This is a genomic window from Pseudomonas sp. P5_A12 (genome assembly GCF_056400685.1).
Window position 1 is genome coordinate 1 of record NZ_JBFUKU010000020.1, and the last position, 20,793, is coordinate 20,793.

General features: G+C 59.6%; 21 protein-coding genes and 1 pseudogene. 11 read left to right on the plus strand and 11 right to left on the minus strand.

Features of this window, described 5'->3' with window-relative positions; all coding sequences use genetic code 11:
* Together fahA and maiA are read left to right on the plus strand one after the other, a co-directional pair.
* Window positions 1-864, plus strand: an 864-nt coding sequence (gene fahA / locus AC1DSG_RS05040) for a fumarylacetoacetase (protein WP_477789872.1), incomplete at its 5' end; no start/stop codon positions are given.
* A 12-nt stretch (window positions 865-876) separates the two neighbouring features.
* Entirely contained in the window at window positions 877-1,512 is a 636-nt protein-coding gene (gene maiA, locus AC1DSG_RS05045; RefSeq protein ID WP_477789873.1) for a maleylacetoacetate isomerase, read from the plus strand.
* Between the two features lie 59 nt (window positions 1,513-1,571).
* On the opposite strand, the gene AC1DSG_RS05050 is transcribed toward maiA, so the two are convergent.
* Window positions 1,572-2,375 carry a SirB1 family protein gene (locus tag AC1DSG_RS05050; protein WP_477789874.1) on the minus strand — a complete coding sequence of 268 codons (804 nt, stop codon included), beginning with the start codon at window positions 2,373-2,375 and terminating at the stop codon, window positions 1,572-1,574.
* 183 nt (window positions 2,376-2,558) lie between these two features.
* On the opposite strand from AC1DSG_RS05050, the gene AC1DSG_RS05055 reads away from it, so the two are divergent.
* Window positions 2,559-3,578: a Glu/Leu/Phe/Val dehydrogenase family protein gene (locus AC1DSG_RS05055; RefSeq protein WP_477789875.1), complete on the plus strand. Its 1,020-nt coding sequence runs from the start codon at window positions 2,559-2,561 to the stop codon at window positions 3,576-3,578.
* A 175-nt stretch (window positions 3,579-3,753) separates the two neighbouring features.
* Here the strand turns inward: AC1DSG_RS05055 and AC1DSG_RS05060 are convergent.
* Window positions 3,754-3,993, minus strand: a pseudogene (locus tag AC1DSG_RS05060) (YebG family protein); the annotation flags it as partial.
* A gap of 368 nt (window positions 3,994-4,361) precedes the next feature.
* Between AC1DSG_RS05060 and AC1DSG_RS05065 the strand changes: the two are divergent.
* Window positions 4,362-4,862, plus strand: coding sequence for a phosphate-starvation-inducible protein PsiE (locus AC1DSG_RS05065; RefSeq protein WP_477789876.1), 501 nt, complete (start codon window positions 4,362-4,364; stop codon window positions 4,860-4,862).
* Here the strand turns inward: AC1DSG_RS05065 and AC1DSG_RS05070 are convergent.
* Together AC1DSG_RS05070 and AC1DSG_RS05075 are read right to left on the minus strand one after the other, a co-directional pair.
* A complete protein-coding gene (locus AC1DSG_RS05070; RefSeq protein ID WP_477789877.1) occupies window positions 4,859-5,176 on the minus strand; it encodes a DUF3509 domain-containing protein in 318 nt (105 codons plus the stop codon). The two genes, AC1DSG_RS05065 and AC1DSG_RS05070, sit on opposite strands and share 4 nt — an antisense overlap.
* 300 nt (window positions 5,177-5,476) lie before the next feature.
* Window positions 5,477-6,853 (minus strand): L-serine ammonia-lyase, encoded by a 1,377-nt coding sequence (locus AC1DSG_RS05075; RefSeq protein ID WP_477789878.1) that lies wholly within the window; start codon window positions 6,851-6,853, stop codon window positions 5,477-5,479.
* A gap of 135 nt (window positions 6,854-6,988) precedes the next feature.
* On the opposite strand from AC1DSG_RS05075, the gene AC1DSG_RS05080 reads away from it, so the two are divergent.
* Complete coding sequence (locus AC1DSG_RS05080; RefSeq protein WP_477789879.1) at window positions 6,989-7,936, plus strand: LysR substrate-binding domain-containing protein; 948 nt, start codon at window positions 6,989-6,991, stop codon at window positions 7,934-7,936.
* Window positions 7,937-8,149: 213 nt separating this feature from the next.
* Window positions 8,150-8,557 (plus strand): HPF/RaiA family ribosome-associated protein, encoded by a 408-nt coding sequence (locus AC1DSG_RS05085; RefSeq protein WP_007944669.1) that lies wholly within the window; start codon window positions 8,150-8,152, stop codon window positions 8,555-8,557.
* 150 nt (window positions 8,558-8,707) lie between these two features.
* Here AC1DSG_RS05085 and AC1DSG_RS05090 read toward each other — a convergent pair whose 3' ends face one another.
* Window positions 8,708-9,583: a helix-turn-helix domain-containing protein gene (locus AC1DSG_RS05090; RefSeq protein ID WP_477789880.1), complete on the minus strand. Its 876-nt coding sequence runs from the start codon at window positions 9,581-9,583 to the stop codon at window positions 8,708-8,710.
* A gap of 138 nt (window positions 9,584-9,721) precedes the next feature.
* On the opposite strand from AC1DSG_RS05090, the gene AC1DSG_RS05095 reads away from it, so the two are divergent.
* The gene (locus AC1DSG_RS05095; protein WP_477789881.1) at window positions 9,722-10,624 is read left to right on the plus strand and encodes a DMT family transporter; all 903 of its coding nucleotides are present in this window, start codon (window positions 9,722-9,724) and stop codon (window positions 10,622-10,624) included.
* Window positions 10,625-10,651: 27 nt separating this feature from the next.
* Here AC1DSG_RS05095 and AC1DSG_RS05100 read toward each other — a convergent pair whose 3' ends face one another.
* The 4 genes from AC1DSG_RS05100 to AC1DSG_RS05115 form a co-directional block, all read right to left on the minus strand.
* Complete coding sequence (locus AC1DSG_RS05100) at window positions 10,652-11,161, minus strand: DUF2165 family protein (protein WP_477789882.1); 510 nt, start codon at window positions 11,159-11,161, stop codon at window positions 10,652-10,654.
* Between the two features lie 142 nt (window positions 11,162-11,303).
* The gene (locus AC1DSG_RS05105) at window positions 11,304-12,278 is read right to left on the minus strand and encodes a 2-hydroxyacid dehydrogenase (RefSeq protein ID WP_477789883.1); all 975 of its coding nucleotides are present in this window, start codon (window positions 12,276-12,278) and stop codon (window positions 11,304-11,306) included.
* A 214-nt stretch (window positions 12,279-12,492) separates the two neighbouring features.
* Entirely contained in the window at window positions 12,493-12,870 is a 378-nt protein-coding gene (locus tag AC1DSG_RS05110) for a DUF6124 family protein (RefSeq protein ID WP_477789884.1), read from the minus strand.
* A gap of 324 nt (window positions 12,871-13,194) precedes the next feature.
* On the minus strand, window positions 13,195-14,163 hold the full coding sequence (locus AC1DSG_RS05115; protein WP_477789885.1) for a LysR family transcriptional regulator: 969 nt from the start codon (window positions 14,161-14,163) through the stop codon (window positions 13,195-13,197).
* A gap of 213 nt (window positions 14,164-14,376) precedes the next feature.
* Between AC1DSG_RS05115 and AC1DSG_RS05120 the strand changes: the two genes are divergently transcribed.
* The 4 genes from AC1DSG_RS05120 to AC1DSG_RS05135 all read left to right on the plus strand — a co-directional run bounded on the left by AC1DSG_RS05120 (window position 14,377) and on the right by AC1DSG_RS05135 (window position 19,291).
* On the plus strand, window positions 14,377-15,879 hold the full coding sequence (locus tag AC1DSG_RS05120) for an efflux transporter outer membrane subunit (protein WP_477789886.1): 1,503 nt from the start codon (window positions 14,377-14,379) through the stop codon (window positions 15,877-15,879).
* Window positions 15,880-16,034: 155 nt separating this feature from the next.
* Window positions 16,035-18,227 (plus strand): FUSC family protein, encoded by a 2,193-nt coding sequence (locus tag AC1DSG_RS05125; protein ID WP_477789887.1) that lies wholly within the window; start codon window positions 16,035-16,037, stop codon window positions 18,225-18,227.
* Entirely contained in the window at window positions 18,217-18,417 is a 201-nt protein-coding gene (locus AC1DSG_RS05130) for a DUF1656 domain-containing protein (RefSeq protein WP_007896379.1), read from the plus strand. Before AC1DSG_RS05125 ends, AC1DSG_RS05130 begins: the two co-directional genes overlap by 11 nt.
* Before the next feature lie 25 nt (window positions 18,418-18,442).
* The gene (locus AC1DSG_RS05135; RefSeq protein WP_477789888.1) at window positions 18,443-19,291 is read left to right on the plus strand and encodes an efflux RND transporter periplasmic adaptor subunit; all 849 of its coding nucleotides are present in this window, start codon (window positions 18,443-18,445) and stop codon (window positions 19,289-19,291) included.
* Between the two features lie 129 nt (window positions 19,292-19,420).
* Here the strand turns inward: AC1DSG_RS05135 and AC1DSG_RS05140 are convergent, their stop codons facing one another.
* A complete protein-coding gene (locus AC1DSG_RS05140; protein ID WP_477789889.1) occupies window positions 19,421-19,819 on the minus strand; it encodes a DUF4440 domain-containing protein in 399 nt (132 codons plus the stop codon).
* Window positions 19,820-19,941: 122 nt separating this feature from the next.
* Entirely contained in the window at window positions 19,942-20,766 is an 825-nt protein-coding gene (locus AC1DSG_RS05145) for an SDR family oxidoreductase (protein WP_477789890.1), read from the minus strand.
* Between the last annotated feature and the right edge of the window lie 27 nt (window positions 20,767-20,793).

Sequence of the window (20,793 nt, forward strand, 5' to 3'; positions counted from 1 at the left end):
CTGTTCCGCCCCGACAACCCGCTGCTGCCGAACTACAAGTATGTGCCTATCGGCTACCACGGTCGCGCCTCGACCATCCGCCCGTCCGGCACCGACGTTCGCCGTCCGAAAGGACAGACCTTGCCGGCCGGTCAGACCGAGCCGACGTTTGGTCCGTGCGCACGTCTGGATTACGAGCTGGAACTGGGCATCTGGATTGGTCAGGGCAACGAGATGGGCGACTCGATCGCCATCGGTGACGCCGCCGATCACATCGCCGGTTTCTGCTTGTTGAACGATTGGTCGGCGCGTGACATTCAGGCTTGGGAATACCAGCCATTGGGGCCGTTCCTGTCGAAAAGTTTCATCACCAGCATCTCGCCATGGGTCGTCACCGCCGAAGCGCTGGAACCGTTCCGCCGCGCCCAGCCTGCCCGCCCTGAAGGCGATCCGCAGCCGCTGCCGTACCTGTTCGACAAGCGCGATCAAGCCGCTGGCGGTTTCGATATCGAACTGGAAGTGCTGCTGCTTACCGAAGGCCTGCGCGAGCAAAACCTGCCGGCCCATCGCCTGACACTCAGCAACACCCAGCACATGTACTGGACCGTGGCGCAAATGGTTGCGCACCACAGCGTCAACGGCTGCCAATTGCAGGCCGGCGACCTGTTCGGTTCGGGCACCTTGTCCGGTCCGGAAAACGGTCAGTTCGGCAGCCTGCTGGAAATCACCGAAGGCGGTAAAAAGCCGATTGAGCTGGCGTCGGGCGAGGTGCGTAAATTCCTGGAAGACGGCGATGAAATCATCCTGCGTGCCCGTTGCAGCCGCGAGGGTTTTGCCTCCATCGGTTTCGGTGAATGCCGCGGTAAAGTACTGCCGGCGCGTTAAGAGGATTGGGTGATGGAACTCTATACCTACTACCGTTCGACCTCGTCTTATCGAGTGCGTATCGCGCTGGCGCTCAAGGGCCTGGATTACCAGGCCCTGCCGGTCAACCTGATTGCGCCGCCAGGTGGGGAACATCGACAGCCGGCGTACCTGGGCATCAACCCGCAAGGCCGGGTGCCGGCCTTGCGCACGGATGAAGGCGGACTGTTGATTCAGTCCCCGGCGATCATCGAGTACCTGGAGGAACGTTATCCACAGGTGCCGTTGCTCTCCAAAGACCTTGTCGCCCGTGCCCATGAGCGCGGTGTGGCGGCGGTGATCGGCTGCGATGTGCATCCGCTGCACAACGTCAGCGTGCTCAACAAACTACGCCAGCTGGGTCATGACGAACCGCAAGTGGTGGAGTGGATCGGGCACTGGATCAGCCAGGGGCTGGCGACGGTAGAACAGTTGATCGGGGAGAGCGGTTTTTGCTTTGGCGACGAACCGGGATTGGCGGATGTTTACCTGATCCCGCAGCTGTACGCGGCGGAGCGTTTCAACATTTCCCTTGAGGCGTACCCACGGATTCGCCGAGTGGCAGCGTTGGCGGCAATACATCCTGCGTTCATCAAGGCTCATCCGGCCAACCAGCCAGACACCCCATAAAGCCTCACCCCGATCGAAATGTGGGAGCGAGCCTGCTCGCTCCCACAGGGGATCTGCGATCAGTGGACGATTGCGTTGGGCGGCAAGTGCCCAAGGCGTTCAGTCAGGCGAATTCGCTGAATCGGGTCGTCGCTGAGCAACAGCGCATGCTCCAGGTCAAAGCGCTCGGCATTCGGGCAGTCCAGTCGTTGATAGAGGCTGGCCCGGGCCAGGTAATCGGCGGCGCTGGCGTTGCCGAGTTCCAGCACACGTTCAGCGTCGACCAGGGCGCCGATGTAGTCATCGTGGGAGAGGTGCAGTTGACGCAGGTTTCGCGACAGGCGTTGCAGCATCTGCAGCGGATCAGCCGTCAGTAAATGGTCGGCGCTGAGTTTCATGTTCGGGCCGTACTGGCGTTGCAGCAATTCCCGGCAGTCGTTGGGGTACAACCGACGCCCGCCACAGGGGTCGAGCAGGTGGTCGGCGCCCGGAACCCGCAGCAGGAAATGCCCGGGGAAGTTGACTCCCGCCAGCGGGATTTCCAGGCGTTTGGCCAACTCCAGCGCAATCAACCCAAGGGACAGCGGCTGGCCGCGTCGCAGTTCCAGGACTTTATTGAGCAAGGCCACTTGTGGGCGCAGCGGTGTGAAGTCGTCCTGGGCGAACCCCAGGTCATTCATCCGCCGCAACAACGGTTGAGCCAGTTCGCTGACCGGTAACATCGGCAAGCCATAGCTGACCTGTTGTGTCAGCGCGTTAAAGTCGACTAGCACCGCCTCGGGGCTCAGCTTGCTATCGTGCTCGGCGGCCATCCACAGCGCCGCTTCGAACAGCGCGGGCGGTGAACGTTGCAGGCAATCGAAGAAGCATTGGCGGGGCGTCATCAAAATCTCCGGCGAATGCCTCGTTTTAGCCCCGTCTCCGGCATTCGTCCAGTGCTGTACACATGCGGTTTCAGGTTATGTCCGAAAGGCTGCAAATTGACGTCGCTTATTCCGGTGCGCTTCTGCAATTTTTAGGCGCAAGCCTATACTGGCGACTACAAGAAGTGATTCGGGAGCCCCACGATGTTCGCTCTCATGCAAAGCACTCGCCTTGAATCGCTACATTTGAGCGTCGACTCGGTCACCGGGTTGAAGGCGGTCATTGCCATTCATAACAGCCGGCTCGGGCCTGCCCTGGGTGGTTGTCGTTACCTTGCCTACCCCAGCGACGAATCGGCGGTCGAGGATGCCATACGCCTGGCGCAAGGCATGAGTTACAAGGCTGCACTGGCCGGGCTGGCCCAGGGCGGCGGCGTGGCGGTGATTGTTCGCCCGGTCCACGTGGAAAATCGTGCCGCGCTGTTTGAAGCCTTCGGGCGCTGCATTAACCAGCTCGACGGCCGCTATATCACCGCCATCGACAGCGGCACGTCGGTGGCCGACATGGATTGCATCGCCCAACAGACCCAACACGTCACCAGCACCACGTCGGCGGGCGACCCTGCGCCGCATGCCGCCATGGGCGTGTTCACCGGCATTCGAGCGACCGCGATGGCCCGTCTGGGCAGCGATAATCTGGAAGGCCTGCGTGTGGCCATTCAAGGTTTGGGCAACGTCGGTTATGCACTTGCCGAACAACTGCACGCGGCGGGGGCGGAACTGCTGGTCAGCGATATTGATCACGGCAAGGTGCAACTGGCGATGGAGCAACTGGGCGCTCACCCGATTGCCAACGACGCACTGCTCAGTACACCGTGCGACATCCTCGCGCCGTGCGGCCTGGGTGGCGTGCTCAACAGTCATAGCGTGTCGCAACTGCGCTGCTCGGCGGTGGCCGGCTCGGCGAACAATCAACTGACGCACCTGGAAGTCGCCGATCAACTGGAGCGGCGGGGCATTCTGTATGCGCCGGATTACGTGATCAATTCGGGCGGGCTGATTTACGTTTCGCTTAAACACCGCGGCGAAGAGCTGACAACCATCACTGCTCACCTGTCGAAAATTGCCACACGCCTGACCGAAGTCTACGCCCATGCCCAGGCGGAAAAACGTTCGCCGGCGCGGGTGGCGGACGAATTGGCAGAGAAAGTGTTGTACCGCTGAGTCACTCTGTTATTCCAGACATGAAAAAGGCCCTGAGTCAGTCGACTCAGGGCCTATTCAATTTGGGTGTTGCTTACTTCGGCGTCTTGGCTGCCTTGGCTGGCTTGATCGGCTCAGCGGCTTCAATGGCCTCGACAGGTTCAGCCTGTTCAACCACTTCAACCGGCGCATTCAGCAGTTCGGACAACGCATCCGGCTGGCTCTTGAATGCCTTGGCGAACACATCGCGATTCTTCGCCATGTAGATCCCGGCTTCTTCCACTTGCTGCTCGGTCAGGGACGGAACGGCTTTTTGCAACACTTCAGCCAGCAATTCGGCCAGTTCGAGCATTTTGTCATGACGGTCAGCTTCGGCTTTATCCATGAACAAGCGCTCCAGATCTCGGCTGCTGCGGTATACCACTTCGACGGCCATTCACCACCTCACATGCCTTCACATTAGTTATCTGTTTCGACTACTGTATTTATATACAGCTAAAAGGATAAGCGAATCCCCGGGTTTTGGGTAGTGGCTTTTTAATGTAGACCGAAATTGGCGTTTGTCAGGTAAACCATGTTGCACCCATTCGCGAGCAGGCTCGCTCCCACATTGGTTTTGTTTACGCCGCAGATCCGCTGTGGGAGCGAGCCTGCTCGCGATGGCGTCACTGAAAACACCACAAAAGTGTCCAGCAACAATTCATCACCATCTTACCCACAACGGCTGGCCTTTTTTCTGCATGCAGAACAACCGTCACGTCCATCCCGCATCATCCGCTCAAACCGAGCTAAGGAAGCATCATCGTGAAAATCAACTGGGCCGAGAACCTGCGGCAGAACGTGCATCAACTGGCCGAGTCCCTGGGCAACCTGTTCGTCGAGACCTTTCACTACCTGGCGCTGTTCGCCATTGGTGCGGTGACCGCGTGGGCGGCGGTGATGGAATTTCTGGGGATGATCGAGGCAGGACACATCAAGATCGACGACATCTTGCTGCTGTTCATCTACCTGGAATTGGGGGCGATGGTCGGGATTTACTTCAAAACAAATCACATGCCGGTGCGATTCCTGATCTACGTGGCAATCACCGCATTGACGCGGCTGCTGATCTCTAATGTCTCGCACCACAATCCACCGGATGTCGGGATCATCTACCTGTGCGGCGGGATTCTGCTGCTGGCGTTTTCGATTCTGGTGGTGCGCTACGCCTCATCGCAATTCCCTTCGGTGAAGATCGAACACCCGCAACGCAAGGTCGGTGCGGGTTCCGGTGAACATCCCGAAGTGGAGAAGGGCGAGCTTTAAAGCCTGATGGCAGGTCGAGACTGGCCTTTGAGCGGTGGCGGCGCCTGGGAGTGATCGTCGCCGTCGGTCATGGCTTCGAGGATGGACATGGCACTGTGGCCTTGTTCGATGGCGATGCCGAATTGAATACTTTGCACCAAACGTTTGAGGCGTTTGGGGTCGTTGCGCTGCTCGGCACTGATCATGCGTTTGACGATCACCCGGCCGGCATTGGAGAGGGTCAGCATGATGCTGCCATCCAGACCTTGAATGCTCAGGTTGATCTGGTATTCCGGTGCAAAGGCATCGGTAATGACCTGGAAGGGGTTGTCCATGATGCGTCACCGCCTGATTGAACGTGCAGTTGTTGACCGGCCATGTTCGGGTTGGTTCGCAACTCCGGACCATCGGCAGATCGTTCGCTAAGGTTTCAACAGCCTCACCGGTGACGTAGCAAGGGGCATGCCGGAAAAATTGTCGAACAATAATCACGGCAAAAAAGTGGCGGACGTTGTCGCTAGTGCAAACTCACTAAGCCGCACCGCGATCCGTAGTGCGATTACGCCTGCCCGTTTCAGGGCATGAATGCGTAGATGATCGCAGACAGTGCAATAACGATGACCGACGCCAGCGCCTCAGCACTCCACCCAGCTCACCGCCAGGCCGCCCCGTGAAGTCTCTTTGTACTTGTCCTGCATGTCGGCGCCCGTATCGCGCATGGTACGGATCACCCGGTCCAGGGAAATAAAGTGTTTGCCGTCGCCGCGCAGGGCCATTTGCGTGGCGTTGATCGCCTTCACGGCGGCAATCGCATTGCGCTCGATGCACGGCACTTGCACCAGGCCGCCGACCGGGTCGCAGGTCAGGCCGAGGTTGTGTTCCAGGCCGATTTCGGCAGCGTTTTCCAATTGCTCCGGCGTGGCACCGAGCACGTCGGCCAGACCGGCGGCGGCCATCGCGCAGGCCGAACCAACTTCGCCCTGGCAACCGACTTCAGCGCCGGAGATCGAAGCGTTTTTCTTGCACAGAATGCCGACCGCCGCCGCGCCCAGAAAGAACGCAACCACATCATCGTCGGACGCGTCCGGATTGAATTTCATGTAGTAATGCAGCACTGCCGGAATGATCCCCGCTGCACCGTTGGTCGGTGCCGTGACCATGCGCCCGCCAGCGGCGTTTTCCTCGTTCACCGCGAGGGCGAACAGGTTGACCCACTCCATGGCCGACAGGGTGGAGGTGATGACATTCGGCTTGCCGATTTCCAGCAGGCTGCGGTGCAATTTCGCCGCACGACGCGGCACATTCAGGCCACCCGGCAAGATGCCTTCGTGACGCAGGCCTTGTTCGACACACTCGCGCATCACCGACCAGATGTGCAGCAAGCCTTGGCGGATTTCGGCTTCACTGCGCCACGCCAGTTCGTTGGCCATCATCAGTTCAGAAACGCGCAGTCCGTGCTGGTTGCAGAGTCTGAGCAATTCGGCAGCGCTGGAGAAATCGTACGGCAGCACCACATCGCTACCGGGCGCAATGCCGGACTCGGCTTGCGCCGCTTCGACGATGAAACCACCGCCGATCGAATAGTACGTTTGCTCGTAGAGTTCGCCGGTTTCGCCGAACGCTGTCAGAGACATCGCGTTAGGGTGGTAGGGCAGGCTCTCGTCCAGCAGCAGGAGATCGCGCTGCCAGTTGAAGGCGATCGTCATTCTGCCGGCCAGGGACAATTCGCCGGTTTCACGCAAAGTTTGGATGCGGCTGTCGATAGACGTGGGGTCGATGCTGTCCGGCCATTCGCCCATCAGACCCATCACGCAGGCGCGGTCGGTCGCGTGGCCGACGCCGGTGGCGGAAAGTGAGCCATACAAGCGGATTTCCACCCGGCGCACGGCGTCGAGCAAACCTTGGTCCATCAGTGCCTGGGCGAAGGACGCGGCGGCGCGCATCGGGCCGACGGTGTGAGAACTGGACGGACCGATACCGACTTTGAAGAGATCGAAAACACTGATAGCCATGCTAAAGCCTATACATGCAATGGAAGAGAAATCGCTGCCATTTTTGTAGGACAAGCGCAATGTCGGCGATACTGCCAACCTCGGTCCTACGTGACCAACGAAACTTCCTAAGACAGCCTTTAGCAGGACTAAACGATGAGTCGTCAATTGCATGCCCAGACCTATGTCTGGCTGCACGTGTTTTCCTGTGCCGCGCGGCACTTGTCGTTCACCCGTTGCGCCGAAGAACTGCACATCACGCCGGGGGCGGTCAGTCAGCAAATTCGGCAGCTGGAAGAGCGTCTGGGCTTCCGCCTGTTTCACCGTCGTGCCCGGGGCGTGGAACTGAGCGCTGAAGGCCAGCGCCTGGCCATTACGGTCAACGAGGCTTACGGCAGCATCGATGCAGAATTGCGTCGTCTGGACGCCGGAATGATCAGCGGAATTTTGCGGGTACGCTCGATTCCGTCATTCCTGAGCAAATGGCTGACCCCGCGCCTGCCACGCTTGCAGCAGCGCTTTCCGGACATTCAGTTGCGCCTGGTGGCCGAGGACAGCAGTGTGCCGCTGCACGAGGGCGACTTCGATTTGGCCATCGACCTGAACGATGGCAGTTACCCCGGCCTGTTATCCACAGCCTTGCTCGACGAGCAGATCTTCCCGGTCTGTGCCCCTAGCCTGCTACGAGGCCGACCACCGCTGCATGGCCCGGCGGACCTGATGCATTTTCCGTTGTTGCACGACATCACCGCCTGGCGCGGCAGTTATGAATACGCGGAATGGGAGTTCTATCTCGATGCCATTGGCTTCGAGGGCGCGGACGTGCGACGCGGGCATACCTTCAATCGCAATCACCTGACCATCGAAGCGGCCATTGCCGGGATGGGCGTGGCGATTGCGCGCCGCACATTGCTCAACGATGAGCTGGAGCGGGGGGCATTGATCGTGCCGTTCGGGTTGGCGGTGCCCAATCACAAGCGCTATATGCTGCTGTATGCGCCGGGGGCTTTGAGCCATCCGGGCGTGCGCGCGGTGCATGACTGGCTGGTGGAGGAGGCGGGGATTTTTCGAAGTTTGCATCCGCTGGCAGAGCAACGGATGTGAGCAATTGTGACAAACAAGCGAGCGTACCCAACTCCCGACCTTAGCAGCGCTTTTGCTCGTTGTCCGGCTTTTTTTGCGAATCCATATTTATCTTTTTTTAGGGGTTGAAATGTTCTGCGCACAGACCGATTGTGTAAGTAAGAGGTCACGGTGACGACGCCCAAGGGCTAGCCGAAGGGCCTCTCGCGAGCTAGCTGAAATAAGGGATGAACTATGCAAATCCAAGTCAACAGCGATAACCATATTCAAAGCAGCATCCGACTGGAGGAGTGGGTACGTACTACCATTGAGAGCACGCTCGAACGTTATGAAGAGGACCTGACCCGCGTCGAGGTTCACCTGCGGGACGAGAACGGCGACAAGCCCGGACCGCACGACATGCGCTGCCAGCTGGAAGCGCGGCCAAAAGGCCACCAACCGATTTCTGTCACCCATAAAGCCGCTAACCTGGAACTGGCGATCGACGGCGCGGCCGAAAAACTTGAACACGCGCTGGAACACCTGTTCGGCAAACTGCGGGGCAAACCACGTGCCGCTATTGTGCCGTTCGAGCGAGCTGCAGCCGATGCGCTGCTGGAAGACGAGTTTCTCGAAAACGAACAGGCTGCACAGAACGGCTGATGCCGATTCACTTTTACCTTTCCACCACTGACAACGGGCCTGCTGATGCAGGCCCGTTCTTGTTTCAGGGTTTGCGAGGGTTTACGCATTCCAATGTGGGAGCGAGCCTGCTCGCGATGGCGGCCTGACAGTCACCGATTATCTTGGGAATTACCGCAAAAACGCCTGCCGATACTCCCCAGGCGTCCCCCCCAAAGCCTGCCGAAATCGATTGGTGAAATGACTCGCACTGGCAAACCCACACGCCAATGCGATCTCCCCCAACGGCTGCGACGTCGAACGTAATAACTCCCGCGCCCGGCTCAGTCTGCGAGCCAACACATACTGATGCGGCGGCAAGCCAAAACTCTCCCTGAACATCCGCGCAAAGTGGTATTCCGACAGCGCGCACAGCGCGGCCAATTGCCCAAGGCTGATGGCATCGGCCAACTGGTTATCGATGAAGTCGACCAACTGCCGCCGCTGATGCGCCGCCAATCCACCCTTGAGCCGCAACCCCTCGCGCATGCCCACCTGGCCAAGCAACACGTGGCTGAGCATTTCGTGGGCCAGACTACTGGTCAGCAAGCGTTCGCCGGGTTCATCCCAGTTGAGGGTGAGCATGTGCCGGAAGCGCCGGGCTTGTGCCGGATCGTCGAGAAAGGTCCTCTCGCGCAATTGCAACTCGCGCGGTTCGCGATCCAGGAGCGTGACGCAGCCGAGGGCGAATTGTTCGGGGCTGAAATACAGGTGGGCCAGGCGAATGTCGCCGTTGATCACCCAGCCCGATTGATGCTCGGCGGGCAGGATGCACAACTTGTCCGGGCCGCCCATGGTGCCGGGCTGGTCGCGGCGGAAGGTGCCAGTGCCGCCGGCGATGTAGCACGACAGCGTGTGATGGCTCGGCGCTTCGTAGTCCTGGGCATCGTGGTGGTTACTCCACAAGGCTGCAGCCATGCCGTCACCGAGTTCGGCGCTGTGCTCCAGGCGAGCATTGGGCGAACGGTTAAGGGCTTGAAAGACTTGCAGTGATTCCAGTGCGGGCATGATCGCTTCTCTCCAACGCCTTGCATCCTACTCCGTAGACGTTGGCCTGCCAGCCTCCGGGCTGACAAAAGCGCAAGTTTATGCAAGTGCGAAAAGGTGTGGCGCAGGACACTGAACCTCTATTGAGGAGCGCTTGCCATGAACCTGTCGTTGTACTTGCTGACCGTGCTGATCTGGGGCACCACCTGGATTGCCTTGAAATGGCAACTGGGCGTGGTGGCGATTCCGGTGTCGATCGTCTATCGCTTCGGCCTCGCGGCGCTGGTGCTGTTTGCCCTGTTGCTGTTGAGTCGGCGCCTGCAAGTGATGAACCGTCGCGGACACTTGATCTGTCTGGCGCAGGGGTTGTGTCTGTTCTGCGTCAACTTCATGTGCTTCCTGACCGCCAGCCAGTGGATCCCCAGCGGCCTGGTCGCGGTGGTGTTTTCCACCGCCACGCTATGGAATGCGCTGAATGCGCGGGTGTTCTTCGGTCAGAAAATTGCCCGCAACGTGCTGATGGGCGGCGCTCTCGGCTTGTTCGGGCTTGGCCTGTTGTTCTGGCCTGAACTGGCTGGGCACACCGCCAGCCCGCAAACCTTGCTCGGCCTGGGCCTGGCGCTGCTCGGAACCCTGTGCTTCTCGGCGGGCAACATGCTGTCGAGCCTGCAACAGAAGGCCGGTCTGAAGCCGCTGACCACCAACGCCTGGGGCATGGCCTATGGCGCGGCAATGTTGACGGTGTGGTGCCTGGTCAAAGGCATACCGTTCGACATCGAATGGAATGCGCGCTACCTCGGCTCGCTGCTGTATCTGGTCATTCCGGGCTCGGTGATTGGTTTCACCGCTTACCTGACACTGGTCGGTCGCATGGGGCCTGAGCGCGCGGCGTACTGCACGGTGTTGTTCCCGGTGGTGGCGCTGAATGTCTCGGCATTTGTCGAAGGCTATCAATGGACGGCACCGGCACTGGTCGGTTTGGTGCTGGTAATGCTCGGCAACGTACTGGTGTTTCGTAAACCCAAGGCGCCAATGGTGCAAGGCACTGGCAAGCTCGCTTGAAAGGTTTTTGAAGAGCGTTGAGGCCACTCAGCGCTCGGTCCTGAGGGCTACGAATATCAGCAATGGAAGTATGAAATCGACAATATGCCGCGCCCAGTCCTTGGCGTTCCAGACTTGTGATTCATCCATGTTGAACCATTCGACGCCGATCACTTGCAAACAGACGTAATAGACAAATATGGCGATCAGTAATCCGATGATTGAAAACTTTTTGGCCTCATGGAAAACCTCGGCAGGTGCGTTTATATTCCGGTAAAGGTGATAGGCACCTACCAGGCAAAAAGCCGTATAGATAACTTCCAGGGTAATAATGAACCAGTAAATCCGGTGGTGGAGCATGGGCGAGGTGATGGCCCTGTAGCTCAGGTTCAGGTTTTCCCGAGTGGTGTCCATGCTCAGGATATGACCGACATATTCATAGTTGGATGAGTAATCGGTGAAGTTGCTGTACATCACCAAAAGACCAAAAAAGCTTATATAAGCCATTAGTGATAACTTGCAGCATCTGATGGTTTTGTCGGTGGTGAGGTTGTTCAAATGATGTACTCCATTACTGTTTTTCCATAGGGTCGGATAAGTAGTCTGGAGTGTATGACGCTTAACTTTTTTTCGTCGCTGGACTGAATTGCAAATTGTGTAACAAACGGGCAGACACGTTAAATGTATCTGCCCGTTTTAGTTAGCCTTTCCAGACTTGCGGGTTGACCAGATCTTGCGGTCGCTCGCCCAGCAAGGCGCTGCGCAGGTTGGCCAATGCACGGTTGGCCATGGCTTCACGGGTTTCGTGAGTGGCAGAACCGATATGCGGCAATGTCACCGCATTTTTCAGTTGGAACAGCGGCGACTCGGCCAGCGGTTCTTTTTCGTAAACGTCCAGACCGGCGCCGCGAATGCGGTTGTTTTGCAGCGCTTCGATCAGGGCCGGTTCGTCGACGACCGGGCCGCGTGCAATGTTGATCAGGATCGCGCTTGGTTTCATCAGTGCCAGTTCACGGTGGCTGATCAGGTGTTTGGTTTTTTCACTCAGCGGCACAACCAGGCAGACGAAATCGGCTTCGGTCAGCAGTTGATCCAGGGTGCGGAACTGCGCGCCGAGTTCTTGTTCCAGCTCGGTTTTGCGGCTGTTGCCGCTGTAAATGATCGGCATGTTGAAGCCCAAGCGGCCCCGACGAGCAATGGCCGCGCCGATGTTGCCCATGCCGACGACGCCCAGGGTTTTGCCGTGCACATCGGTGCCGAACAACGGTGCGCCGACRGTGGCTTGCCATTGGCCGGCCTTGGTCCAGGCGTCCAGCTCGGCAACGCGTCGGGCGCTGCTCATCAGCAGGGAGAASGCCAGGTCGGCGGTGCTTTCGGTGAGCACGTCSGGGGTGTTGGTGAGCATGATCCCGCGTTCATTGAAGTAGGCGACATCGTAGTTGTCGTAGCCGACCGAAACGCTGGAGACCACTTCCAGTTTTGCGGCGTTTTCCAATTGCGCGCGACCGAGTTTACGACCGACACCAATCAGGCCATGGGCGTGAGGCAGGGCTTCGTTGAATTGGGCATTGATATCGCCGTTTTTCGGGTTCGGCACGATGACGTCGAATTCTTGTTGCAGGCGTTCAACCATTTCAGGGGTGACGCGGCTGAAGGCGAGGACAGTCTTTTTCATGGGAGGAGGGCTCGTCGGGCGTGGAGAATGCCAAGCACGCTAACATTCTTCCCCGGCTTTATGCGAGTCCCCGGATTACCGGATGTACACCGACCAAAACTGTGGGAGCGAGCCTGCTCGCGATAGCGGTGTGTCAGTCGACATCAATTTTGAATGTCCGACCGCTWTCGCGAGCAGGCTCGCTCCCACAAGGGATTGGCTTTTTGTTTTGGGATCAGCGGTGTGGCGTGGATTTGGGCAGTTCGAGGTTATCCATCATCCGGTTCGCCGCCAGTTCGGCGAGCATGACGATCTGCTGGATCGCCATGGCCGTGTTGCGATGCGGGCCTTCCAGATAGCCGGCAAAATCGCTGGCCATCACACTGGCCTGGGCCAGCGATTCACAGGTGTGGGCCAGCAAGTCCTCGTCTTTGATATCGGGTGCAAGCATGAACATCGTGCTGGGTTTGCGGGTGGGCGGTGATTTGAGTGCAGCGGGATTGAGGTAGTGATTCAGCGCGCGCTCGGCGGCGTCGTGGAATTTTTTGGAATCGACGGATTCGTAGGGGGAAACGTCGTCGGTTTCCGGAGGATTCGGAGTTTCTTTAATCATTAGCAAAGATCCTTAGAGTCGAGGAGCTGCCAATTTCCGTTTTCCAGACGGAAGGGTGGCAGCTGTACGCGGACTGGAAAAACCGAGAAGGATCAGACCCGGCAGACCCGAAGGTCTCCCACGCACAGCCGCCATAACTCAAATAGCGGAGCTGAAAAAGCGCCGCATTATGTCATGTGCTGTGATCCTATCTTCGGGTTTTCCAGACCCGATCGCTGAAGTGCCAGCGACACCCAAAGCCTACCCAAATCCCGTCTGACCCAACAACCGACAGAACCCGTCGGAATCCTTCCCCAAAATCAGCGCGTCTGTAGGACCGTGAAATCAGTTCGCCAGCCGAATCCCGCCCAGATTCCCACTCAAATCATAAGCCGCCAGTTCCGCCTGATGCGCCGCCAGAATCTCCGGCAACGACCCGCGCAAGTACTCGACCCAGGTCTTGATCTTCGCGTCCAGATATTGCCGCGAAGGGTAGATCGCATACAGGTTCAGTTCCTGCGAGCGGTAGTTCGGCATCACTCGCACCAGCGAGCCATTGCGCAAGCCTTCAATCGCCGCATACACCGGCAACACGCCAACGCCCATGCCGCTGGTGATCGCGGTTTTCATCGCGTCCGCCGAGTTGACCAGAAACGGTGAGCTGTTGATGGTCACGGTCTCCTGGCCCTCCGGGCCGTCGAAGGCCCATTTCTCCAGGGGGATCACCGGGCTCACCAGGCGCAGGCACATGTGGTTCAGCAAATCGCTGGGCTTCTGTGCGCAACCGTTGGCTTTTACATACGCCGGTGAGGCGCAAACGATGCTGTAGGTGATGCCCAAGCGCTGGGAGACGAAGCCCGAGTCCGGCAGTTCGCTGGCGAGGACGATGGACACGTCGTAGCCCTCGTCGAGCAAGTCCGGCACGCGGTTGGCCATGGTCAGGTCGAAGGTCACGTCCGGGTGGGTCTTGCGATAGCGGGCGATGGCGTCGATCACGAAGTGCTGACCGATGCCGGTCATGGTGTGCACTTTGAGCTGCCCGGCTGGACGCGCGTGGGCGTCGCTGGCCTCGGCTTCGGCTTCTTCGACGTAGGCCAGGATCTGCTCGCAGCGCAACAGGTAGCGCTTGCCGGCTTCGGTCAGGGCGATGCGGCGGGTGGTGCGGTTGAGCAGGCGGGTTTGCAGGTGGGCTTCCAGGTTGGAGACCGCGCGCGAGACGTTGGCGGTGGTGGTGTCCAGTTGCAGGGCGGCGGCGGTGAAGCTGCCAGCCTCGGCCACGTAACTGAAGGCGCGCATGTTTTGCAAAGTGTCCATGGGGTGCTCTCAAGGGAGATGGCAAATTGTGACACAAGGTTTCAAGGTCGGAGACCCCGACGAAGGGATTATCGCGTTAACGGTAACAAAGATTCACAAGAATCCCGACTTATCGCCATTCGGACGGCCCCCTAGAATTGCGCCTCTGTAGGAGCCGGGCAAGCCCGGCTCCTACAGGATTTCGTACCTCCCACATCTCAGGAAATCGCAGCAGTGCCGCGTCGCATCAGCAGAGCGCTTCAGTCGCTCAGTGTTTTGGCTTTATCCCTGGCAATCAGCGGCTGCATCGGAACTGGAGGTATTGCCCCGCAGGGCAAGGCACTGGAGGCTGATTCATTGGCCACCGACGAAGCCATTCAAAGCGCCGCGCAGGACGCGCACTGGCCCACCGCGCACTGGTGGCAGGCCTATGGCGACCCGCAACTGAACCGCTGGATCGACCTCGCCGTGCAAGGCAGCCCGAGCATGGCCATGGCGGCGGCGCGGGTGCGTCAGGCCAAATCCATGGCCGGTATTGCCGAGTCCGCCGAGTCGCTGCAGGTGAATGGCGAAGCCACCCTCAAACGCCACAACTGGCCCACCGATCAGTTCTACGGGCCGGGCGAATTGGCGAACACCACCACTTGGGACAACAACGCCGCACTGGGCTTCAGCTATGCGCTCGACCTCTGGGGCCGTGAAAGCAATGCCACCGAGCGCGCCGTGGACATGGCACACATGAGCACCGCAGAAGCGCGCCTGGCGCAGCTCGAATTGCAGAACAACATCGTGCGCGCCTACATCGAACTCTCGTTGCATTACGCGCAACGCGACATCGTCGAGGCGACGCTGACGCAGCAACAGCAGATTCTCGACCTCGCACAGAAGCGACTGGACGGTGGCATCGGCACTCACTTTGAAGTCAGTCAGGCGCAAACGCCGTTGCCGGAAACCCATCGCCAGATCGATGCGCTGGACGAAGAAATCGCCCTGAGCCGCAACCAGCTCGCAGCGTTGGCAGGCAAGGGGCCGGGGGAGGGCGCGCACTTGCAGCGGCCAACGCTGTCATTGGGCGCGGCGCTGAAACTGCCGTCGTCGCTGCCCGCGCAATTGCTTGGTCAACGCCCGGACGTGGTTGCCAGTCGCTGGCAAGTGGCGGCGCAAGCAAGGGGCATTGATGTCGCCCACGCCGGTTTTTATCCCAACGTCGATCTGGTCGGCAGCCTCGGCTACATGGCCACCGGCGGCGGGGCGCTGGAGTTTTTGACCGGCAAGAAACTCAACTACAGCGTCGGCCCGGCGATCTCGTTGCCGATCTTCGATGGTGGGCGTTTGCGCGCCGAATTGGGCGAGGCTTCGGCGGGCTATGACATCGCTGTGGCCAAGTACAACCAGACGCTGGTCAATGCGCTGAAAAGCATCTCCGACCAGTTGATCCGCCGCGAGTCCATGGACAAGCAGCAAGCCTTCGCCGCCGAATCCGTGGCCACCGCGCAGAAGACTTATGACATTGCGTTGATTGCGTATCAGCGTGGGCTCACGGACTACCTCAACGTGCTTAACGCGCAGACGTTGTTGTTCAAGCAGCAACAGGTTCAGCAGCAGGTGCAGGCGGCGCGGCTCAGTGCTCATGCCGAATTGGTGACGGCGCTCGGTGGTGGGCTCGAAGCGGGCAACGATGTGCCGAAAGACAGCCAGACCGCGGCACCGAAAACCCCGGCGCTTCTTCAGAATTGAACATGGACCACTGTGGGAGCGGGCTTGCCCGCGATGGCGTCAAAACATCCAACATTGATGGCGCCTGATATTCCGCTATCGCGGGCAAGTCGGATCGCCGCACCGCCGTTCCCACTGGTTCTGTGTCTTAACCAAATATCATTGAGCAGGATTTCATGACTCCCTTGCCCGCACCGTTGCGCTGGCTGTATTCCCTAGAATGGCGCCGGGGTTTCTTCGACTGGGCACGCAGCGACGGCGTGACCTGGGTTTACATCTTCAAGGTGTTGTTCGCAGCGTTCCTGACGCTGTGGCTGGCGATGCGTCTGGAATTGCCGCAACCGCGCACGGCGATGATCACCGTGTTCATCGTCATGCAGCCGCAAAGCGGCCAGGTGTTCGCCAAGAGTTTTTATCGCTTTCTGGGCACGTTGACCGGCTCGGCGGTGATGGTCGCGCTGATTGCCTTGTTCGCGCAAAACACCGAACTGTTCCTCGGCTCGCTGGCGATTTGGGTCGGCATCTGCTCGGCCGGCGCGGCGCGGTATCGCAACTTTCGCGCCTACGGTTTTGTGCTGGCCGGGTACACCGCCGCGATGGTTGGTTTGCCTGCGTTGGCGCACCCGGACGGCGCGTTCATGGCGGCCGTCTGGCGCGTGTTGGAAATCTCCCTCGGGATTCTCTGCTCGACGCTGGTCAGCGCGGCGATTCTGCCGCAAACCGCGAGCGCCGCGATGCGCAACGCCTTGTATCAGCGCTTCGGTGTGTTTGCGTTGTTCGTCACCGATGGCTTGCGCGGTCGCAGCAAGCGGGACGCTTTTGAAGCCAGCAACGTGCGCTTCATCACCGAAGCGGTCGGGCTGGAAGGGCTGCGCAGCGTCACTGTGTTCGAAGACCCGCACATGCGTCGGCGCAACGGTCGGCTCAATCGTTTGAACAGCGAGTTCATGAGCATCACCACGCGATTCAACGCCTTGCATCAGTTGCTCGAACGCTTGCGCAGCAGTGGCGCGGACCATGTGGTCGCGGCAATCAAACCAGGTTTGCAAGACCTGGCGGAAGTGCTCGACGGCTTCAGTGGCCGTGCCCTGACCCACGCAGATGCAGCACGATTGATTGTCGAGTTGAGCGCTTACAAAGAAGGTTTGCCGGCGCGGGTTCGAAGCCTGCGAACGACCTTTCAAGAGAGCCATCCCAGCGACGCCGAACAACTGGATTTTCACACCGCCTACGAGTTGCTCTATCGCTTCGTCGACGACGTACACAGTTATGCACAGACCCACGCGTCCCTGGCCGATCACAGCCACGTGCGGGAACAATGGGACGAGCCGTTCACTCCGCAAACCAACTGGATGGCCTCGGCGGCGTCGGGGATTCGCGCGGCGTTCATCCTGGTGGTGCTCGGCAGCTATTGGGTGGCGACGGCGTGGCCGAGCGGGGCGACGATGACGCTGATTGCCGCCGCCACCGTCGGTCTTTCCGCCGCGACGCCGAACCCCAAGCGCATGGCGTTTCAGATGGCCTGCGGGACATTCCTTGGCGCGCTGATCGGTTTCGTCGAGATGTTTTTCATCTTTCCGTGGATCGACGGTTTCCCGCTGCTGTGCGTGATGCTCGCGCCGGTGATCGTGCTCGGTTCGTTCCTGACGTCGCGGCCGCAATACGCCGGTGTCGGCCTCGGCTTGCTGATCTTTTTCAGCACCGGTTCGGTACCGGACAACCTCACGGTCTACAACCCTTACGCCTTCATCAACGACTACATCGCCATGGTGCTCGGCATGCTGGTGTGTGCGGCGGCTGGGGCGATCATTCTGCCGCCGAACAGTCGCTGGTTATGGCGCCGGCTGGAGCAGGATCTGCGCGGGCAAGTGGTGTACGCGATCAGCGGCAAGCTCAAGGGGTTGGCGTCGAGTTTTGAAAGCCGCACGCGGGACTTGTTGCATCAGGCATATGGCTTGGCTGCCGGTCAGCCGCAGGTGCAACGGGACCTGCTGCGCTGGATGTTCGTGGTGCTGGAGGTCGGCCACGCGATCATCGAGTTGCGTAAGGAGCAGGCGACTCTGCCGGTGCATCCGGCCTATGCCGAGTCGCAGCCGTGGCGCCAGGCAATCCGTGTGATGGGCCGTTCGCTGATGCGGCTGTTCCTGCAACCGAGCCAGAGCAATCTGGAGCGCAGCCTGATCGCGGTCGACCATGCGATCAGCCGCGTACAAGCCACCGACGAACCTTTCGCGCCGCACTTCGACACCTCGGCATTGCGCCGGGTGAAGAGCTATCTGCACTTCATTCGTACCTCGTTGCTGGATCCGCAGTCACCTCTCGCGGCCTATACGAAAACCGAGCCTCAAGGACTTGAACATGCCTCGTGAAATCGCCTTCCACGGCGTGTACATGCCAACCATGACCCTGATGTTTTTCATCGCCGCCGCACTGGCCTGGGCGCTGGACCGGTTTCTGTCCGGGTTCGATCTGTACCGCTTCTTCTGGCACCCGGCGCTGCTGCGCCTGAGTCTGTTTACCTGTCTGTTCGGCGCCCTGGCGCTGACCGTTTACCGTTGACTTTCAATCTCTGAAGAAGGCCCTGATGAAAAAGCTTTTCAGCCTGCTCGCCACCCTGCTGGTACTGGCCCTCGCCATGTGGATCGGCCGGACCTTGTGGGTGCATTACATGGACACCCCGTGGACCCGCGATGGCCGGGTGCGCGCCGACATCATCAACGTCGCTGCCGACGTCACCGGGGAAGTGGTGGACGTGCCGGTGCGCGACAACCAACAGGTGAAGAAGGGCGACTTGCTGATGCAGATCGACCCCGAGCACTACCGCATTGCGGTCAAACAGGCACAGGCGCTGGTGGCGTCACACAAGTCGACCTGGGAGATGCGCAAGGTTAACGCCCGTCGCCGTGCCGACATGGACAACCTGGTGATCTCCCGGGAAAACCGCGACGATGCCAGCAACATTGCCGACTCGGCCTTGGCTGATTATCAGCATGCACAAGCGCAACTCGAAGCCGCTGAATTGAACTTGAAACGTACCGAAGTACGGGCGGCGGTGGACGGTTACGTGACCAACCTCAACGTCCATCGCGGCGACTACGCGCGCATCGGCGAAGCGAAAATGGCCGTGGTCGATATGAACTCGTTCTGGGTGTATGGCTTCTTTGAAGAAACCAAACTGCCGCATGTGCGGATGGGCGACAAGGCCGACATGCAATTGATGAGCGGCGAAGTACTGAAGGGGCATGTGGAGAGCATTTCTCGCGGCATCTACGACCGGGATAACCCGGAAAGTCGCGAGCTGATTGCCGATGTGAACCCGACGTTTAACTGGGTGCGGCTGGCCCAGCGCGTGCCGGTGCGGATTCACATTGATGAAGTGCCGGAGGGGGTACTGTTGGCGGCGGGGATTACGTGTACGGTGGTGGTTAACTAGGCGTTGGACCGAGTCGCGGCCTTCGCGAGCAAGCCCGCTCCCACATTAGATCTGCAGTGAACGCAATAGAAGCGATCGACGCAGCTCAAGTGTGGGAGCGGGCTTGCTCGCGAATGGAGCGACGCGGTCTCAGCCTTTGCAGAAAGTCTCATGCAAATGCCGCCAGATCAGCCGGCCATCCGCGTCTTTCTCAAACACCACGGTCGAACGCCGATCCGAATGCAGCCCGGTGGCATCGGTCTGTTGCTCGCGATAACTGACCACCGCGCCGCCGTCATACAGCGCAACACCGCGCAACTCGCTGAGCTCAATCCTGAACCCGAGCTTCTTCCCGCCCGCCATCTGAAACAGCTCGCTCAACGCCTCGAAATCCAGTACCCGGCCCAACGGAGAGAGCATGGAAAACTGCGGCGAAAATCGGCTCAGCAGGTGTTCAAGCGCGGATGCGTCTTGCTCCTCGGCCAGCCATTGTTCGATGGCGACGTGGGCCTGGATGACTTCGTCGAAGTAGTCGGTGTAGTCGGTCATGGAAGTGTGTCCTGAAATTTTTCGGTGTCTGCTCTGACGCCATCGCGRGCAAGCCCGCTCCCACAGGGGAATGCATTTCAATTTGTGGGAGCGGGCTTGCCCGCGATGGCGTCGACTCGGTCTCAAAGCTGCCCGCGCAACCCGAACCGCCTCATCAACCCCGCCTCCAACAACCCCTTGGGCAACAACCCCGCCAACAACGGCAACGCCCGGCTTCCGTTGCCCAATCGAATCAAGCGCGGTGGTTTGCTCTGCTGCACGGCCTTGAGCAAACCTTCTGCAAACTCATTGGCCGGTGTCGGTTTGTCCTGCGACGCCTTGGCCCGTGCACGAATGCCTTCGCGCAGTGGAAACCACGGAGATTGTTCGGTGATCAATTGTTCTGCTTCATGCCCGGCATTTTTAGCGAAGCTGGATTCGATGGCGCCTGGCTGGACTTCCATCACGCGGACACCGAAGGGTGCCAATTCCATGCGCAAGGCATCGCTCAACGCATGAACGGCGGCTTTCGAAGCGCAATAGGCGCCGGCGAACGGCGTAACCAAAATCCCTGAAACGCTGCCAATGTTCACCACCAATCCTTTGGCGCGACGCAGCACCGGAAACAGCGCACGGGTCACGCCGACAATCGCAAACACATTGGTTTCGAACTGCCGCTGCATGGCCGGAACACCGCCGTCGAGCAGCGGCCCCATGGCGCCATAACCGGCGTTGTTGATCAGCACGTCGAGGCCGCCATGTTGCAGGTTGATGCGCTCGCTCAATTGTTCGAGTGCCGCGCCGTCGTTGACGTCCAGTTGTACGGCGGTAAAACCGGCAGCCGTTAACGCGGCCACGTCTTCAGCTTTGCGGGCGCTGGCCCAGACTTCGTATCCGGCATTTTTGAATACCTCGGCGAGGGCGCGGCCAATGCCGCTGGAGCAACCGGTAATCAACGCAACGGGCATGGCGCGGTCCTTGTGCAAAAAGAATAA

Excerpts from the sequence above, each read along its gene's own strand:
- AC1DSG_RS05135 (WP_477789888.1), top strand. The coding sequence starts at position 18,443 with ATGAAAAAGCTTTTCAGCCTGCTCGCCACCCTGCTGGTACTGGCCCTC.
- AC1DSG_RS05095 (WP_477789881.1), top strand. The coding sequence starts at position 9,722 with ATGAACCTGTCGTTGTACTTGCTGACCGTGCTGATCTGGGGCACCACC.
- AC1DSG_RS05145 (WP_477789890.1), bottom strand. The coding sequence starts at position 20,766 with ATGCCCGTTGCGTTGATTACCGGTTGCTCCAGCGGCATTGGCCGCGCC.
- AC1DSG_RS05125 (WP_477789887.1), top strand. The coding sequence starts at position 16,035 with ATGACTCCCTTGCCCGCACCGTTGCGCTGGCTGTATTCCCTAGAATGG.
- AC1DSG_RS05075 (WP_477789878.1), bottom strand. The coding sequence starts at position 6,853 with ATGGCTATCAGTGTTTTCGATCTCTTCAAAGTCGGTATCGGTCCGTCC.
- AC1DSG_RS05085 (WP_007944669.1), top strand. The coding sequence starts at position 8,150 with ATGCAAATCCAAGTCAACAGCGATAACCATATTCAAAGCAGCATCCGA.
- AC1DSG_RS05115 (WP_477789885.1), bottom strand. The coding sequence starts at position 14,163 with ATGGACACTTTGCAAAACATGCGCGCCTTCAGTTACGTGGCCGAGGCT.
- AC1DSG_RS05110 (WP_477789884.1), bottom strand. The coding sequence starts at position 12,870 with ATGATTAAAGAAACTCCGAATCCTCCGGAAACCGACGACGTTTCCCCC.
- AC1DSG_RS05055 (WP_477789875.1), top strand. The coding sequence starts at position 2,559 with ATGTTCGCTCTCATGCAAAGCACTCGCCTTGAATCGCTACATTTGAGC.
- AC1DSG_RS05070 (WP_477789877.1), bottom strand. The coding sequence starts at position 5,176 with ATGGACAACCCCTTCCAGGTCATTACCGATGCCTTTGCACCGGAATAC.
- AC1DSG_RS05140 (WP_477789889.1), bottom strand. The coding sequence starts at position 19,819 with ATGACCGACTACACCGACTACTTCGACGAAGTCATCCAGGCCCACGTC.
- AC1DSG_RS05090 (WP_477789880.1), bottom strand. The coding sequence starts at position 9,583 with ATGCCCGCACTGGAATCACTGCAAGTCTTTCAAGCCCTTAACCGTTCG.
- AC1DSG_RS05050 (WP_477789874.1), bottom strand. The coding sequence starts at position 2,375 with ATGACGCCCCGCCAATGCTTCTTCGATTGCCTGCAACGTTCACCGCCC.
- AC1DSG_RS05130 (WP_007896379.1), top strand. The coding sequence starts at position 18,217 with ATGCCTCGTGAAATCGCCTTCCACGGCGTGTACATGCCAACCATGACC.
- maiA (WP_477789873.1), top strand. The coding sequence starts at position 877 with ATGGAACTCTATACCTACTACCGTTCGACCTCGTCTTATCGAGTGCGT.
- AC1DSG_RS05080 (WP_477789879.1), top strand. The coding sequence starts at position 6,989 with ATGAGTCGTCAATTGCATGCCCAGACCTATGTCTGGCTGCACGTGTTT.